Origin of the sequence: Paenibacillus radicibacter (assembly GCF_024721995.1) — a bacterium.
Taxonomy (GTDB): domain Bacteria; phylum Bacillota; class Bacilli; order Paenibacillales; family NBRC-103111; genus Paenibacillus_AM; species Paenibacillus_AM radicibacter.
This window is the reverse complement of sequence record NZ_JANQBC010000005.1, coordinates 248,082-264,642: the sequence shown is the minus strand read 5'-3', so window position 1 is coordinate 264,642 and position 16,561 is coordinate 248,082. Positions and strand designations below refer to the sequence as shown.

Below are 16,561 nucleotides of genomic sequence, written 5' to 3'. Positions count from 1 at the left end.
GATAATCTCCCCTTATGATTTATTAGACACGGACACAAGCCCGTAACGAATGAGTAACTTCTCTTCCAAACGCTTGAAGCAGAAATGGTCCGAAATTGTACCAATAACCGCAATAATAATGACAATACATAACATAAGTGCAGTATCCCCTAGTCCTTTACCATCCTGAAGCAATTGCCCTAAGCCTACACCCTTAGCAATAAGCTCACCTGCCACAAGTGCACGCCATGCGAATGCCCAGGCCACGCGAACACCGTTCATCAGATGTGGGAATGCTGCAGGCACGTAGATTTGATAGAACAATCTGAATCCATTGCCTGTGCCCATCGTCTGTGCAGCCTTGATATAGATCGGCGGGATATTCTTAATCCCTGTTCGTGCCGATAGCGCCATTGTCCAAGTTGCACCCAGTGCTGTGATGAAAATAACGGATACATCGTTAAATCCGAACCAGATCATCGCAAAGGGTAACCAAGCAATACTCGGTACAGTCTGAAGCGCTACAACCAAGAACCCAATCGTATCATCCAGAAACCGATATCTCGCAAAAAGAATACCAAGCAGTGTTCCAACGGATAACGAAATCACGAAAGCAATCACTAATCGTCGTACTGAAGATATCGTTGCCTCCAGCATCTGCCCTTCGGTAAACCCTAGATAGAACGCCTCAAACGTCTGGAATAACGATGGAAACTTCCAACTTTCCCATCCAATTAGCCTATATGCCGCCTCCCACGCTATCAGCAGAATGACTAGAAAGATCCCCCGTCTTAATGCTATACTCATCCCCTGTTTCCTCCCTCACGACTTTCTCCAGTTCGTCTCGTAACGTCTCCAGAATCGCATTCTCCACATGATGGAGGACAGTATCCTTCTGATTGCGCGGTCTAGCCGCCTGTACAGCAAATTCCTTCTTGATCTTCCCCGGTCTTGTTGACATCACAACGACTCGATCCGATAACGTTACAGCCTCACGAATGTTGTGTGTAATAAACAAAATCGTCTTCTGTGTTTGCAGCCATATTTGCTCTAGCTCTTTATGTAAAATAATACGTGTCTGCTCATCGAGTGCCGCAAACGGTTCATCCATTAGCAGAATATCAGGATCCATGGCAAGTGCTCTTGCAATGGCTGCACGCTGCTTCATTCCACCAGATAATTCATGCGGATAACGATCCGCAAATTTACTCAGGTGTACCGTTCGCATATGCTCCATTGCAATTTCGTTGCGCTCTTTCTTTCCGATGCCCTTCTGCTTGAGTCCGAATGCAACATTCTCTTGCACCGTCAGCCATGGAAATAAAGCATGTTCTTGAAAAACAACGACACGATCTGGTCCAGGACCTGTTACTGGACTTCCATTCACTTCAATCTCGCCTTCTTCATAAGGCTCCAGTCCCGCTACTAAGTTCAGGATCGTGGACTTTCCACAACCAGATGGACCTAGCAGTGATACGAACTCCCCTTTAGCAATATCAAGCGATACATGGTCAATTGCAGTAAAAGGCGTACCATCGCGCTGTATAAACGATTTATTTACATTACGAATTCGGATCATACCGATCTCCCCTTTATGAACAACCGAAAATTTACCAATATATTATACCAACTTATTTTATCGGAATTATAGAAATTGTCAACAAAAAAAATCACCGCCGAAGCGATGATTAACATTTATCCGCTAATATTTGATTGATTTGCACCGCAATGCACTCTGCATACAAGTCATTTCCCTTTGCAGTCGGGTGAACACCATCATCTGTCCCTGCATTATCCAGGTTTCGAATCAGTCCTTGAGGACCCGTCAACGTCTCTCCATCTGCCAATGCGTTTGCAAAGTGCTCGGCGATATCAGCAAGTACGACATTGAGCTCTGCTGCAACCTCTCGGACAATCCCACTATAGGCATCAATCCAAGCTTGTGCGCCAAGTGGATGCTGATACCAAGCCTCTGGATGTCGATTGTAATAGTACTGTGAAGCATCACCAACAATAATCGGTGATATCGTACACAGAATAGGTGTACATGCATGAGCACGTAATTGATTGACCATCTCGGTTAAATTACTCTTATACGTGCTTGGATCCACGAGATGTGTATCCACCGCAGTTGCATAATGATCATTCATGCCGAATGCGATAATTGTAATATCAGGCTGATGCGAAATGACATCCGTCTGAATTCGAGCTAATCCTTGATTCGTGTTGTTCCCAGGTACCCCTGCATTAGTAGTTGTACCGCCAAACTGCTGCTTGAGCTTATACAAATACGTGTCTTCCTCTGCTAAATATACACCTGACGTAATACTGTCACCAAATCCGATGATATGCATACTTTTCACTCCCCCATTGTTGTAAGACGAGATTCATAAGGCAACCCATTCCAAACAAGTGTGGATGAAACTCTCCGACATTTCACTGCTGGCTCTTCTAATAGTAGGAAAAAGTTTTTCGTGGGTAAGAACCCAAGATCATGTTTCTGTGACAGCAAGTTCAGATAAGGACGCATGTGATCAAGCTGATCGGACAAGTTATCTCCCCCTTGCTGAAAAGCGTACAGCACACTTGCAACAGGTACACGAACCACACTAAATTTAGCGGCTACCCGCAGATAGAAATCCCAATCCCAATAGTGATATACCGCCGCATCAAACCCACCAATCTCTTGGTGAATCGCTTTACGATAAAGACAACCAGATGGAACAAAAGTTGAGAATTGACGCATGGCTGTCAGGTTATCATCATAGGCAAATAGTTGCCGTGTAACGGGCATTCTTGCCTTCTTCCCTTGCACATAATGAACAATTTCAACATCTGAATAAGCCAGATCATATCCGCCCTCCAGAGCTTTCAACATTCGATCAATATGTCCATCCGTCAGTAAATCATCATCATCACATAACAAGATGTATTCACCTTGTGCAAGCAGCACACCCTCATTTCTCGCGCGTACATGCTGCACATTATGATCCATATTCATAATCTGAATATGAAGCTCTGGATACAAGCTATTGACCCACTCAATTGAATCCCCACAATCATTTACGATAATCACTTCGAGCGGTGTGTAGCGTTGTCTGACAATCGACTCAAGAAGCTCACCCAATTCGCGCTGACGATTAAACGTCGGTATGACTATACTGATTAGAGGATGTTCCATCAATCTGCATCACTTCCCCATCCAATGTATCAATTCATGGGATTTTCCATAGGAAGTATGATTTCGACTGTTGTCCCTTTATTTAGTTTACTACGAATTTCCAATTTCCCGCCATGGTATTCTATAATTTTGGCACATACCATAAGTCCAAGCCCAGTGCCTGTTTCTTTTGTCGTGAAGAAAGGCTCACCAATACGCTGCATCTCCTCTGGTGCAATACCTACACCTTGATCGATAATTCGTATTCGCAAGTTACTTTTATTCACTTTCATCGTTATCGTTAATAATCCCCCACTTGGCATCGATTCCATTGCATTTTTAATTACATTGATGAAGACTTGCTTCAGTTGATTCGGTTCACAGAAATTACTCGTGATTCGACTATCCGAAATCGTCCTGATTTCTATTCCTTTCTCCTGCATACTGTCTCGAAACAGTGCAAGTGTCTGCTCTACAATTTCGGGAACATATTTTTCAACCATCTGCGTATGTATCGGTTTCGCGAAGAATAAAAAATCACTTACTATATCATTAATTCTCTTTACTTCTGTGGATATAAGATCCAAATATTGTGTCTGATCGGGTTTCTTCTGCATCAATTGAACAAATCCAGATATAACCGCAATTGGATTACGGATTTCATGGGCAACACCAGCCGCAAGCTGAGAGACCACCGTTAATCGCTTCGAACTTTGTGCATATACCATAAGCTCCATTAGACGCTTAATGATTTGAACGAGCAGCATACAAATAAACACGAATAACCCGAATGTAGTTAACGGCGGAACCATATCCATCCATTTCCATACATTTTGCATAATATCAAGTATACCTGTCGTACATACGATCATACTTCCTGTTAATAACGCCCTTGCTCCTTCTGTGCCGCGCCTCGTCTCTAAATAGATTCGATGCAAGAGCAGCATCATTGTCAATACAATCACAACTTGATAAGCAGCCAAAGACTGTGGAATGGTTACGAAATGTGTGACAATGAGAAGGAATGAGATAGCCGCATATACCAAATGGAATTGCCATAGCACACGAATGAGTCGAATAGAGCGAGTAATAAAGATTTGCTCAATCAACATCGTAATACCTGCGACCCCTAAGTATAAGGAAATCAGTTCAATATAGGTCCAAAGAATCGGTACATCATAAAGATAATACACAGTCGAGGTACGACATATCGCATATATACCGAAAAATAAGGAAAAGAACGTAAAGGATCCGAACAATTTTTGCTTTCGAAAATGTACATAAGCATACAAGAACACGACTGCTGTTAATACATAGAACGAACCTAGGACAAGCTTATCGATATCTTTTCGGAAAGTACGCAAGTAAAAGTCTGCTTTAGAACCAATTTGAGCTTGACCGATGATTCCAATATTACTCGATGCAGAGAAAACACGAATATACAAATCGTCTCCTGCACTATCAATTGGAAGTGAAATTATCCGCTGTGGTGTGCCCGGATAATCCAAGCGTTTCGTCGGGTCCATCGACCCATAAGAATAGAACTTTCCTTTTGTCGTGTAGATCTCATAATGCTCATATATTTGAATAGACAAGCTCATATCTCGCCACGTCATATCTGGTATCTTAGTCCTAAGCCATAGTTCATTTTGGTTTTTTCGATCTTCTGGATTTTTAGGTAGTACAATCGGATGCCAGTTCTCATCATTCGGTATTTTCGTACTTGTGAACCATGCTGGCCTTCCAGTTCCTTCTTTAGGTGCCTCCTCCCATCGATAGGCCCAGTTCTTTAGTGTTACGGGTTCTACATCCGAATAGGTAAATGGTGCGATATTTAATCCAATATCCATGGCAAGTATAGAAAGGAATAAAATAAGGAACGCAAACTTTGTGAAAATCTTCATATTATCCTCACTTCGACATAGAGTTGCAGCATTATACAATTTTCTACATCTAGTAAGCAATACCCTTCTCATAAAACGGAGAAGTATCGGAAATATTAATTTAAGATGTACAGAATGTAGGTGCTAAGGAGGATATTTGCGTGGCGAATAACAAAGAAATGGACCCAATGTCTCATGAAAAAGTATCAGTCGATGGCATATATGCAGATGAAGACGGTCATGAAGTCACACTAAAGCGGGGCGACGACTTCCCTGCTGATCTAGTACTTGGAGCAACAACATGGGAACTTAAAGGCTTCTCATTACAGGAAGGCGAAATTGACCATCAAGGAAAAGACAACACACCAACTCGCGGACATGTTGATCGCGGAGATAAATAAGTGCAACTACCGAGTTCACGATGAGCTCGGTTTTATTTTGCCTAAACTAGGCTTATGGTATAGTTGAATGTAGGATTAAATTCGTTGTAAGGAGATTAACATGACATTAGACAGACGTATTGTAATCGTCAGTGGTGGACAACTTGGCAATTGGCTACTGGATTTGATTCGGCCTGATGATATCCTTGTAGGAGCAGATCGCGGTGCATTCTTCCTCATAGAGCATGGACTTAAACCAGATCTAGCGCTAGGTGACTTTGATTCTGTTGCGCCTGAGGAGCTGCAGCTTATTCGTGAACAAAGCAAACAATTCATGGACTGCGATCCCATAGATAAAGACTATACCGATACTGAACTGGCGCTCAATTGGGCTTTAGAACAATGCCCTGCTTCTATCGTAATGCTCGGCACACTTGGTACCAGATTCGATCATTCCTTAGCCAATATTCACTTACTGCGCAATGCTTTAACCCACGGAACTCCTTGCGTTATGATTGACGCCCATAATGAAATTAGACTAATTGACGAGCAGGTTTCAATTGCAAAAGGGGACTACACCCAAGTCTCACTTCTGCCTTTATCAATAGAAGTGACAGGAATTAATCTAAAGGGTTTCCAATACCCCTTACATAACGCTACGCTTCAAATTGGACAAAGCTTAGGCATCTCCAATGTCTTGCTTGAACCAACAGGCACCATCGAGATTGCAAGTGGACTGCTTCTCGTCATCCAAAGTCGAGATTAAAAACAAGAAAAGCTGATCCAGTTCATAACTAGATCAGCTTCATTTCATTTAACTCGACATTCGGGCATAACGCCCTTCCTTCGCGATTGATTGAATCATCGTTCCTAAGTAATACTCATAACCCGGGATAATGCCCAATCGATTATTCGTCATATGAATGTGTGAGAACGCAATCGATGAAATCGTCTTAATAAACATTTTGCGATCGATGAATGTCTCACCGAGTTGCGGGTCAAGTAACTTCCCTTGCTTCGCAAGTTCCTCTAAGCTGCTGCGCGCCTCGTACAACTGACCCACCCATTTTTGATAAAAGGATGATTTCGAAGGCTCTTCCGCAAGCGTAATGAGTGTATGTATACGAGATTCCAACGTTTCTTTATGTTGAAGCGCTAAATTCTTCCGCTTCTCTAGCTCCTCTTTGGACTCAATAAACTCTCCCCAGAACAAGGCATATTGACCAAAATACTCACTAATACGTTCCGGCTCAACAGCCATACAAAGCGCTGTAATCACCATGAGGTCAAACGCCATAATAATTCGTTTTTCAAAATTACCGACTGTCTCACTCAATACATGGACGGTCATCTCACTCGATTGATGAAACAGCTTTTCACTGATTTCCATAGCCGCTTTACCGCCATAACGCATGTATTCAGGCTCATACGGAAGTGTAATAATCTCTGTCTTCTCATTCCACAATGGTTTCTTTGCGTCTCTTGGCGGAAATGTTGCACGCATAAATTGTTCTGCTACTTGGCGAATCGTCGTTTCCACTTCAGGATTCGGATTTAAGAAGCGGATACGTGTATGCGGGCCACCTTCCCAATATCTTATATAAAACCATTCTGTACAATGGCCTAGTTCTTTTAGCTCATGAATGGCTGGAAATAAAGCTTGATTAAGCAATGCTTCTTGCTGATCGTGCTGGTGGCAGAATATATGCAATGTTAACCAATCTCTTGTTTTGCCATTTATCATCATCAATGCCCCCTCGCTATTCACTAACTTTTCGTTAATTACATCGTAAACCATCTCACACTCCTTTTCACCGAAAACCGACCCTAAAAAAGCGACATTTTATTGCGGTGACCGAAAGGGAAAAACACCCATTACCGCAAACCACCGCAATCCGACTTTCGACCTACCGCAATTCCAACAAAAAAAACTTAGCAGATCAAGCAGCTAAGTTTCTTCCTTAAGCTTTGTAAATTATAGAGCAAACTCTTTTTCGTGAATGAGTCCTAAGCGTCTACCTTCCATAATTGCTTCGGAGCGGGATCTGACACCTAGTTTTTCAAATATACGAGTCAAGTTATACTCAACCGTACGCTGACTTGAATATAAGTTAGCAGCAATTTCTTTGTTGCTCTTACCTCGTGCAACTTCTTGCAAAATTGCTTGTTCTTTCTCGTTAATCGATACCTCTTCAAGACGAGGACCTTCTGCTCGAGTCAAACGAACTTCGTTACGTCGAAGTTGTTTCAATAGTACGGACGGAATAATCGCATCCCCACGTAGTGCACAGCGAATACCCATGACAAGTTGCTCACGAGAAGCCGCTTTGGAAATAAAGCCAGAAACCCCAGCTTCTACGAGGATATTGAAATGCGATGAAATATCAAAACCTGTATAAATCAATACAATTGTATCGGAATCAATTGCCATTACACGCTTCGTAAGTTCAAGACCGCTAATGACCGGCATATTTAGGTCAAATAACATAATATCGAACTTCTGAGTTTTAATAATTTCAAGGGCTTCCATCCCAGAGAACACGACTGAAACTTTAAGATCCTGTTCTTTTTCAATCATATTCTTTGTACCTTCAACTACAGATGGATGATCATCTACGAGCAAAATATTAATCACGAAAAGCCCCCCTATCCAATATTACTTTCGATTGACGATAAATTACGCTGATAAGGAATGCTTACCCGTACTTCAAACCCTTCCCCAAAGGACGAATGGAACGATGTTGTTCCTTCTAACCCTGCAATTCGCTCACGAACGCCGGATAATCCCATGTGTTTAAATGACGATTGAAGTTGGCTCAAATCCATCCCTATACCATTATCTCGGTATACATAAGTAATTGTTTCGTCATCATGATGTAAATGCAGTTCTACTTTAGTCGCTCTAGCATGCTTCATCGTATTTCTTAACAATTCTTGTGTAATGCGATACAAGATAAGCACATACTCATCATCCAGCTCAAGATCAAAGCCTTTATGGTCAAAATCAACCACATAGTTCGCATTGAGCTGCGCATAACTACACAAGTTATCAACTGCTTCTACAACCCCAATTTCTTTTAAGAAAGGTGGTCGAAGTTCGTTGCATGTTTCACGGATCTGATGAATGACATCCAGTAAACCTTCTTTAATTTCAACCATTCGCTCTCGCATTTCAGGAGGTGTATCCGATTCGTCTAAGAGCGCTTCAAATTTCCGATACCACAACAGTTGATCCTGCAAAGCAGAGTCATGTAAATCGGAAGCTAATCTTCTACGCTCTTGTTCTGATAGACGGAACAACAAACGAACAATCCAAGATGGTGTTTTCTTACTGTTATCCGTTTCAATATTGGAGATAATACCTTCTATTAACTCTAAATTCTCATATACAATACTGACATAGTTGGATACCGTCTTCATCCATAACATCTCATCAACGTTATAGCCCATTCGGTTTTCTTTACTGTCCATCCACATCATATAATGAGAGTCTTGTCTTCGACCAATGATGCAGCAGATGCCAGTGCTTACTCGAATCACTTCACCTACTTCATAATGGTGCGGATCTTTCTGTAATTCTTCCAAAATCTGCGGACTTGGCGCACTACCAACAACACGCCGCAAAGTAAGTGATTTGTCTAGCATATTCTGTTCAATAATCGCAACAGATTTGGTAGGCATCACTTGCAGTACTTCTTTAATAAGTCTTTCTTCTAAATCTGATGCTCGCATAATTTTAGAAATTTGCTGCGAGAATTGGTTCAAACTTGCTTGGAAATTTCTTTTTTCCTTAAACAAAAAACCAGATAACTTAAAATCTAGTGACTCTTTAAAATACAACAGCATGATAATGCCTAAGTAGACAAGAAGAAATGATTGTACCCACTGTAGCAACACATAGTTATTGTGTGTTTGAACAAGCTTCACACCAATAACAATTAGTAATGCCGGGATAATGGCTAAGAAACTATAATAACGTAATCGTCCAATAATAAAATCAATATCTAATAGACGATTCGAAATGATCAAATATACATACACAACTGGCAAAAAAAGCAGACACATGGCTGCTACGTTAGCGGGTATAATTTGAATTCCAAACAACATTTTTGGTAATACATACAGAACGATGAATGGAAAGAAAGAAACCGCATTACCGACTACTAAATATTTGAATAACGGACGATAAATCGTACCACGATATTTAACATATCTCGCTACCAAGATATAAATCGCAACAATATTTCCAATTGAAAAAGCAATTAATGGAACTCTACTGAAAACGACATTTGATACACCAATATTAATATCCGTATAGTTTACCAGTAATGTAAGTGCGAATATCACTGTATTAACACTATAGAAAAATACAAGCAACTTCGGCTTTAGCATTTCCACCCTATATTCTTTAAAATAACTATAGAGGAAATGCATAAAGAAAACAGGAGATAAACTTAAGCATATACTAACAATCATCTGGGCATATATAATTCTCCTACCAGCTGCACCTGCTGCTAAATAAGCAAGCGCGATAGATAAAAAGAATAAAATTAACATCTTCGATGCGTGATCTTCACGCTTTTTATAATAAAGAATGAAGGAGAAAATAAACAATAAAACAAATAATGTGGCTGGTAAAACAGTTTGATCCAGAGTAATTGGAGAATGTGTACCCACAGGAACAGTGAATTTAATATGCTCACCGTTACGTACTACTTCAAGATTATCAATTTGCTCTACAGAATTATACTTAAGAGAGGAATGTAGGTTAGGATCTTCTCCATCGATTAAATATAGAACGTCTCCTACTTCAATGCCATTCTTACTCCCCCAAGCCTGTCGATCAACATTAATAATTTTCCATTCTCCAGCTTGACCCTGTTTAACATCCAATCCAATATACAGGGACTGCATTTGCGAATAGACTAATTGTACAGCAATATATAATGTAAATAATAAAAGTAGAGTAACTGAAATACTGTATTTTCTAAGTTGGGTCATTAATATCTCCTGGTATTGGTAGTAAAGTGGATATTACCAACCCCAATATGTTTTAATTGGCTCCACTTTTTGATTTTCTTTGTTTCCGATTACTTCAACGATTGCTCGGTGTTGACTAGCAGATACACCAACCAAACATGCTTGACCATTCACAACTAATTTTGCTACATCTTGGTTGCCTACTAAGTAATTCATAACATTTTTCAACATGCTCGAGCCACCTACTCTTTCATAATGTTTGATTGTTTTTCCTTACAAAACCAATATAACACACATAAATAGGACTCGCCTCGCTAACCATACTGCGAAAAACCGCAAACATTTTTGCGTGACCGCAACGAAATACCGCAAAATGTGATACTAAAGTTGCGGATTCTACATGAAGTAGGGGTACAAACGTCCCTTCCATTCGTCAAGAATCGGCAAATTGTCGATGATAGCCCGTGCCTCAAATTGCTGCAAACGAACTAGGACCTCCGCATAATCCATCGCACCTGAGGCATGTACGAGATCCAGAATTTCTACTTTATATGTATAGATATCTTCTTTCTCACGCTGATGTTCATAGTACTCCCGAATCAATTGTGCAAGCTCATGGTCTTGTTCCAATACATAGAGAATCGGTAAAGTCTTCTTACGTTGCAACAAATCGTTACGTACGTCCCAACGGGTGATTCCCTTCATATCATTACGCATTTGAGCAACAATCCCAAGCCCACTGCCGTATTCAGCTACAAGGTCATGATGTTGGTCCGTTGCAAGCGCAGTCCCTACTAGGCAAGCACAAGCGGCTAATGCACCAGATTTACCTCGAATCATTGCGATACAGTCCTCTTCTGTTGTTACCTGATCTTGTAGATCGACTTGTTGACCATTAACGGCTTTTAAGATCCCTAGGTTTAAATAATAGACAGCACGCTCTCTAGCCTGCGCAGGAAACGCGCAATCTTGTAGCATAGCGATACTCAAAGCCTGCATACCGATTGCTACATTCAGCGCAATAGCTGGGGGTATATGCGCCCAAGGAACCGTATCATTATCTTGATCCTGTACATCATCGTAAATATCAAGCGCTAGGATCATCATATCAACGGCTGCCGCCGCTTGTTCAATCTCAGGTGATGCCCCACCGAACATAGCGTAGTGCAACCTTGTCAGTTCACTAAATACCGTTGTTTCCGTGATCTTAAAGGAAATAAACTCCGTCGCCAAGCACCGCAGTTCATTTACTGTAAAATAGCGCTCTACTGCCGCGTGCATCGTCTTCTCTAGCGGGTGAATTAGAGTCATACCACACATCCTCATCAATGATATGAATAATTTTACCATAAACAACTCATAGAATCTTCCAAGTGGACAAAACAAAAAATGCAGCCCCTTCCGAAGAAGGAGACTGCATTTTATGCGTGCGATGCGTAATTTAATTAATTATAAATTACAGCTTTACAACGTTCTCAGCTTGTGGTCCGCGGTTGCCTTGAACAACGTTGAACTCAACGCGTTGGCCTTCGTCCAAAGATTTGAAACCGTCGCCTACGATAGCGGAGAAGTGAACGAATACATCGTTGCCACCTTCAACTTCGATAAAACCAAAACCTTTTTCTGCGTTAAACCATTTTACTGTGCCTGTTTGCATTGTAAAACCTCCAATAATTGTTTTTAACATGTTAATCCTATTTACTGAGTAAATAAAGTATCACATATTCCAAAAGGTACCGTTTTGTCCAAAAGATGCCCTTTAGAATAGGAGATTTCCTAAACACTCAGGATGGATTCATGATACCATGTAATTTTATAAAAAGCAATAGTAGGCAAGGGCTGATTTAGCGCTTGCAAAAAAGAAGTTCCGAAAATTCACGTTTCTTAAAAAAACAACGTACTATCATTCTGATCTCATTTAAATCTTCCATACATGTAACGTTACATATAGCGTCAATCCCTTACGACAAAAGGGTTTCCACGTTTTATAATAATTTTACAACCCCCTCTAAGCCACTAAGAATATTATTCAATTATTAGTTATTCTTACCAAAAAAATCGAATGTTATTTTCAGAAAAATTGCTTTCTATTCACCCTAAACTGGGACCTCCTACTTCTTTTTTCAGTAAAAAATAAAACGTTTTCATAACTTACAGGTTCACTCAATAAATGGAAAAAAACAAAGAGCGCAGGATTCGATGCCACCTACGCTCTTAATTATCGTCATTCTGGATATATATAGTTAACTTGCCAAGATTCAACCAAATACTGCGCGTTACCTGGATCAATCCCCATCCCCATTAAATAAGAAATTAGGGCAACCTCTGTCGTGGTATATCGTTTACTTCTCATCGCAGCATCCTGCTGCCCACTATCCACCATCTGTTTAACGTGCGGGATCAATATCCGCGGATCTACAACGCTATACCCCATTGGTGGATACATCGTCTGTTGGTGTCCCATCATTGATGTCTGCTCATACGGATACATCTCTTTCTTCTCACTGCATCTACACATTGATAAGTCGCTCCTTGATCTTCGTCATTAGGCTCCTATATCCTATGTTGGATGGATCGGATCAGGAACAGGAATCAAGAAACAATTCACTGTTAGGTCTTGAGCTAATCAAGCTCAGCTTGAAGTGACTTCAAGAGCGAGATCCCCATAAAGATCATAATGATGGCAAAAGGTAGAGCTGAGACGATCGAAGCGGTCTGAAGCGCCTGTAGACCTTGACTTAATAAGAGCACAATTGCTATCGAAGATTGCAGTATACCCCAAATTAACTTCACTCGACTTGATGGATTCAAGCTCCCTTTACTCGATAGCATCCCGAGTACGAATGTCGCTGAATCAGCAGATGTAATAAAGAATGTAATGATAAGAATCGTTGCAATAATCGCTAGGATATAACCGAGTGGCAACTGTTCTAATGTCACGAAGAGAGCAACAGTCATATCATTCTTCACGGCTTCTGCAATTCGGACATTCTTGAACATCTCTAAGTGCATGGCCGTACCACCAAATACGGAGAACCACAAAAAGCTGAATGAACTTGGAATGACGAGCACCCCTAATATAAATTCACGAATGGTTCGTCCTTTGGAAATCCGAGCGATGAACATTCCGACGAACGGTCCCCAAGAAATCCACCATGCCCAGTAAAACAGTGTCCAACTACTTACCCACGACCCTTGAGAGAACGGAGTTAAACTTAGACTCATCTGAACTAAATTTTGCAAGTAACGACCTAGTGTTAATGTGAATGTATCTAATATAAAAATCGTAGGACCAAATAGTAACGTAAGAATCAATAACCCAAGTACAAATAGCAAGTTCACATTGCTTAGAATCTTAATGCCTTTATCAAGTCCAGTTAACGCAGAGAGCATATATAAGAATGTAACCACAACTATAATGATAATCTGCGACGTAATGCTAAACGGAACATTGATGATATGCGCTAGACCACCATTAATTTGTAGTGTGCCTAGTCCTAGTGAGGTCGCTACCCCAAACGTAGTTGCAATAATCGCAAGGACATCGATTGTTTTACCAATTGGGCCGTTCACACGCTCTTTCAAAATCGGATAGAAAGTTTGACTAATGAGGCCTTTGCGTCCTTTTCTAAATTGAAAATACGCTAAACTAAGTCCAATTAATGCATATATCGCCCATGGGTGTAATCCCCAGTGGAAGAATGAGTATTGCATGGCAAGTCTTGCAGCTTCAGGTGATTCTGGATCTGCTCCCATCGGCGGAGATAAATAATGGGACATCGGCTCGGCTACTCCCCAGAAAACAAGCCCAATCCCCATTCCAGCGCTAAACAACATCGAGAACCAACTTAAATTCGAGAATTTAGGACGATCTTCGTCCTTCCCTAGTCGAATGTTACCATATTTACTAAATGCCAAATAAAAGACGAAAATTAACATTACAAAAGTACTAAGTAAATAAAACCATCCGAAATTTGTAGTCGTAATCGCCAAAACATCATTGGCTTTATCCGCCAAAACATCTGGGGATACAATCCCCCAAACAACGAAGGCAAGTACAATGACAACAGATATGTAAAATACCATTTTTGTATGTCTCCTCTCATGTTGAATTAGGTCATATAACGTTATTGTTGCCAACCTTCCTAACATTATCCTGTGTAGAAGTTGCTCATTATACCACATAATTACAAAATAGGTTGGAGTTAGAATTTTCTAAACTCGATTTCAAACAAGAAAACCCTTACGAGTCAAAGGCTCATAAGGGTTCTATTTTTATTCTTATTTTCATAAAAACGATTACTTCACAACTGTGTTCAAGGCAACTTCGATCATTTCGTTGAACGTCGTTTGTCTTTCTTCAGAAGTTGTTTCTTCACCTGTAATGATGTGGTCACTTACTGTAAGAATCGTAAGTGCATTTACACCGAAACGAGCCGCAATCGTGTAAAGCGCAGCAGCTTCCATCTCAACTGCATATACGCCGTGATTTGCAAGTTTCGCTACGATTTCTTTGTCATCATTGTAGAATACATCAGAAGAAAGAACGTTACCTACACGGATGTTTAGTCCTTTAGCAACGGATGCATCATACGCTCTGCGCATCAAATCAAAGTCAGCAATTGCAGCAAAGTCATAGCCTGGGAATGCGTTACGGTTCATAGAAGAGTTCGTGCAAGCCGCTTGTGCAATGATCACGTCACGAACACGAATGTCTTTTTGGATTGCGCCACAAGTACCTACGCGAATTAAGTTTTTAACGCCATAGCTATTGATAAGCTCGTGAATGTAAATGGATGCGGATGGCATACCCATGCCTGTTCCTTGAACAGAAACACGCTTGCCTTGGTATGTACCTGTAAAGCCAAGCATACCACGCACATTGTTATAGCAAGTTACATCTTCTAAGAAAGTTTCCGCAATGTATTTCGCACGAAGGGGATCTCCTGGTAAAAGTACGGATTCTGCGATATCTCCTGGTTTTGCTCCGATATGTACGCTCATTGTGCTACCTCCATAGTTAGAAAGAATTTGTGAATTTTAATGAGAGAACAAGCTGTCCTGGGGTTTAGGAGTATTGTCTCCATGAATAAAGTACTCCATCCGACTAATATGCCCTAACGCTTCCTTATCCGGCTTCCATACCCATTCAATAATCTCAGACTGGGAACGGTGTGCACGGAATGCAAGTAGCTTATTATATCGACCTGAAGTCGTATCAATTGCCGTTACTTGGCTTGGATCAATTCCATATTTCTCAGGTTGCTTCATACTGTCTCCGTACGAAATATAATACAAATGCATCGGTTTGTCGAGTTTTCCGCGACGCACAATGCGTTCGAAGCCTGCTTTGCAAAATTTACCGATTGCACAATGGTCTGGATGACCGCCAAGAACCTCATGGAAAGTGAGTACAACATCCGGTTTAAGATCTTCGATGATCGCAGCAATCCGCACTTCCATCACATAGGGATCTTCGAATTCAACAGTCTTATCGAGCACATCAAGAAATTGCAGACGGCTGATGCCCAGCACACTGCAAGCCTCTTTCAATTCTACTTCTCTGGCAATGGCAATAGTCTCTCTGTTTAACGTTGGAGGGTTCCCAACTCTTCTGCCCATCTCACCACGCGTTGCACAAACCAGCGATATTTCAACGCCTTCCTTCGCATACTTCGCAAGGGTTCCTCCACAGATGAATGACTCATCATCAGGGTGCGCTAGTACAAGTAAGATTTTACGAGCCGTCATAGACACTCCCTCCTTTGTTAAAATGGAACGGTCTTGTACTAAGCTCAAGCACCGTCGTAATTCGCCCTTGTTCGTCATGTCCAGCAAGCAGCAGCTTCTCTTCCGATTCGCTTATATAATGAGTCAAGCTCTCCATGCGAATCCATCCGTTATATGGAATGCGAATCGCAACTCGATAAGGACCTTCCCCCGCGATCATCGCTTGCTCTACCTCCACGGAAATATTACGAAGAAATCCTCCTGGAATTGCCTCCGCATGAATATACACCTGCTGCCCAATAAAAGCGCGCAGTGCTGTAGTTACCGCTTGTTTGTGAATCGGTTTCATGGGTTCATTCCTTTCTCTATATGACTGGGAAATTGTTTCATTTATTATAACATATGCAAAAACGAGATACCTATGGTACCTCGTTGTACGAATTTTCCTT

18 protein-coding genes are annotated in these 16,561 nt (G+C 41.1%); 2 read left to right on the top strand and 16 right to left on the bottom strand.

Features of this window, described 5'->3' with window-relative positions; genetic code table 11:
• Positions 1-12 precede the first annotated feature (12 nt).
• From NV379_RS13000 to NV379_RS12980, 5 genes are all read right to left on the bottom strand, one after another.
• The gene (locus tag NV379_RS13000) at positions 13-786 is read right to left on the bottom strand and encodes an ABC transporter permease (protein WP_258207738.1); all 774 of its coding nucleotides are present in this window, start codon (positions 784-786) and stop codon (positions 13-15) included.
• Positions 719-1,558, bottom strand: coding sequence for an ABC transporter ATP-binding protein (locus NV379_RS12995; RefSeq protein WP_258207737.1), 840 nt, complete (start codon positions 1,556-1,558; stop codon positions 719-721). Before NV379_RS12995 ends, NV379_RS13000 begins: the two co-directional genes overlap by 68 nt.
• A 109-nt stretch (positions 1,559-1,667) precedes the next feature.
• The gene (locus NV379_RS12990; RefSeq protein WP_258207736.1) at positions 1,668-2,333 is read right to left on the bottom strand and encodes an SGNH/GDSL hydrolase family protein; all 666 of its coding nucleotides are present in this window, start codon (positions 2,331-2,333) and stop codon (positions 1,668-1,670) included.
• A 5-nt stretch (positions 2,334-2,338) separates the two neighbouring features.
• Positions 2,339-3,160: a glycosyltransferase family 2 protein gene (locus NV379_RS12985; protein ID WP_258207735.1), complete on the bottom strand. Its 822-nt coding sequence runs from the start codon at positions 3,158-3,160 to the stop codon at positions 2,339-2,341.
• A gap of 29 nt (positions 3,161-3,189) precedes the next feature.
• Entirely contained in the window at positions 3,190-5,043 is a 1,854-nt protein-coding gene (locus NV379_RS12980; protein WP_258207734.1) for an ATP-binding protein, read from the bottom strand.
• 140 nt (positions 5,044-5,183) lie between these two features.
• On the opposite strand from NV379_RS12980, the gene NV379_RS12975 reads away from it, so the two are divergent.
• Both NV379_RS12975 and NV379_RS12970 read left to right on the top strand, forming a co-directional pair.
• The gene (locus NV379_RS12975) at positions 5,184-5,423 is read left to right on the top strand and encodes a hypothetical protein (protein ID WP_258207733.1); all 240 of its coding nucleotides are present in this window, start codon (positions 5,184-5,186) and stop codon (positions 5,421-5,423) included.
• Between the two features lie 100 nt (positions 5,424-5,523).
• Positions 5,524-6,168, top strand: a complete 645-nt coding sequence (locus tag NV379_RS12970) for a thiamine diphosphokinase (protein ID WP_258207732.1) — start codon at positions 5,524-5,526, stop codon at positions 6,166-6,168.
• Positions 6,169-6,216: 48 nt separating this feature from the next.
• Here the strand turns inward: NV379_RS12970 and NV379_RS12965 are convergent, their stop codons facing one another.
• From NV379_RS12965 to NV379_RS12915, 11 genes are all read right to left on the bottom strand, one after another.
• Positions 6,217-7,146 (bottom strand): thiopeptide-type bacteriocin biosynthesis protein, encoded by a 930-nt coding sequence (locus NV379_RS12965; protein WP_258207731.1) that lies wholly within the window; start codon positions 7,144-7,146, stop codon positions 6,217-6,219.
• Positions 7,147-7,377: 231 nt separating this feature from the next.
• Positions 7,378-8,037 carry a response regulator transcription factor gene (locus tag NV379_RS12960; protein ID WP_258207730.1) on the bottom strand — a complete coding sequence of 220 codons (660 nt, stop codon included), beginning with the start codon at positions 8,035-8,037 and terminating at the stop codon, positions 7,378-7,380.
• Between the two features lie 11 nt (positions 8,038-8,048).
• Positions 8,049-10,403, bottom strand: a complete 2,355-nt coding sequence (locus tag NV379_RS12955) for a sensor histidine kinase (RefSeq protein WP_258207729.1) — start codon at positions 10,401-10,403, stop codon at positions 8,049-8,051.
• A gap of 33 nt (positions 10,404-10,436) precedes the next feature.
• The gene (gene comX / locus NV379_RS12950; protein ID WP_258207728.1) at positions 10,437-10,613 is read right to left on the bottom strand and encodes a competence pheromone ComX; all 177 of its coding nucleotides are present in this window, start codon (positions 10,611-10,613) and stop codon (positions 10,437-10,439) included.
• A 165-nt stretch (positions 10,614-10,778) separates the two neighbouring features.
• Entirely contained in the window at positions 10,779-11,693 is a 915-nt protein-coding gene (locus tag NV379_RS12945; protein ID WP_258207727.1) for a polyprenyl synthetase family protein, read from the bottom strand.
• A 145-nt stretch (positions 11,694-11,838) separates the two neighbouring features.
• Positions 11,839-12,039 (bottom strand): cold-shock protein, encoded by a 201-nt coding sequence (locus tag NV379_RS12940; protein ID WP_040951936.1) that lies wholly within the window; start codon positions 12,037-12,039, stop codon positions 11,839-11,841.
• Positions 12,040-12,606: 567 nt separating this feature from the next.
• Complete coding sequence (locus NV379_RS12935) at positions 12,607-12,900, bottom strand: hypothetical protein (protein ID WP_258207726.1); 294 nt, start codon at positions 12,898-12,900, stop codon at positions 12,607-12,609.
• A gap of 104 nt (positions 12,901-13,004) precedes the next feature.
• Positions 13,005-14,468, bottom strand: coding sequence for a glycine betaine uptake BCCT transporter (locus NV379_RS12930; protein ID WP_258207725.1), 1,464 nt, complete (start codon positions 14,466-14,468; stop codon positions 13,005-13,007).
• A 213-nt stretch (positions 14,469-14,681) separates the two neighbouring features.
• Positions 14,682-15,386 carry a purine-nucleoside phosphorylase gene (deoD, locus tag NV379_RS12925; protein ID WP_258207724.1) on the bottom strand — a complete coding sequence of 235 codons (705 nt, stop codon included), beginning with the start codon at positions 15,384-15,386 and terminating at the stop codon, positions 14,682-14,684.
• A gap of 36 nt (positions 15,387-15,422) precedes the next feature.
• Positions 15,423-16,133 carry a PIG-L family deacetylase gene (locus NV379_RS12920; RefSeq protein ID WP_258207723.1) on the bottom strand — a complete coding sequence of 237 codons (711 nt, stop codon included), beginning with the start codon at positions 16,131-16,133 and terminating at the stop codon, positions 15,423-15,425.
• A complete protein-coding gene (locus NV379_RS12915; protein ID WP_258207722.1) occupies positions 16,120-16,461 on the bottom strand; it encodes a DUF1806 family protein in 342 nt (113 codons plus the stop codon). Before NV379_RS12915 ends, NV379_RS12920 begins: the two co-directional genes overlap by 14 nt.
• Positions 16,462-16,561: the final 100 nt, after the last annotated feature.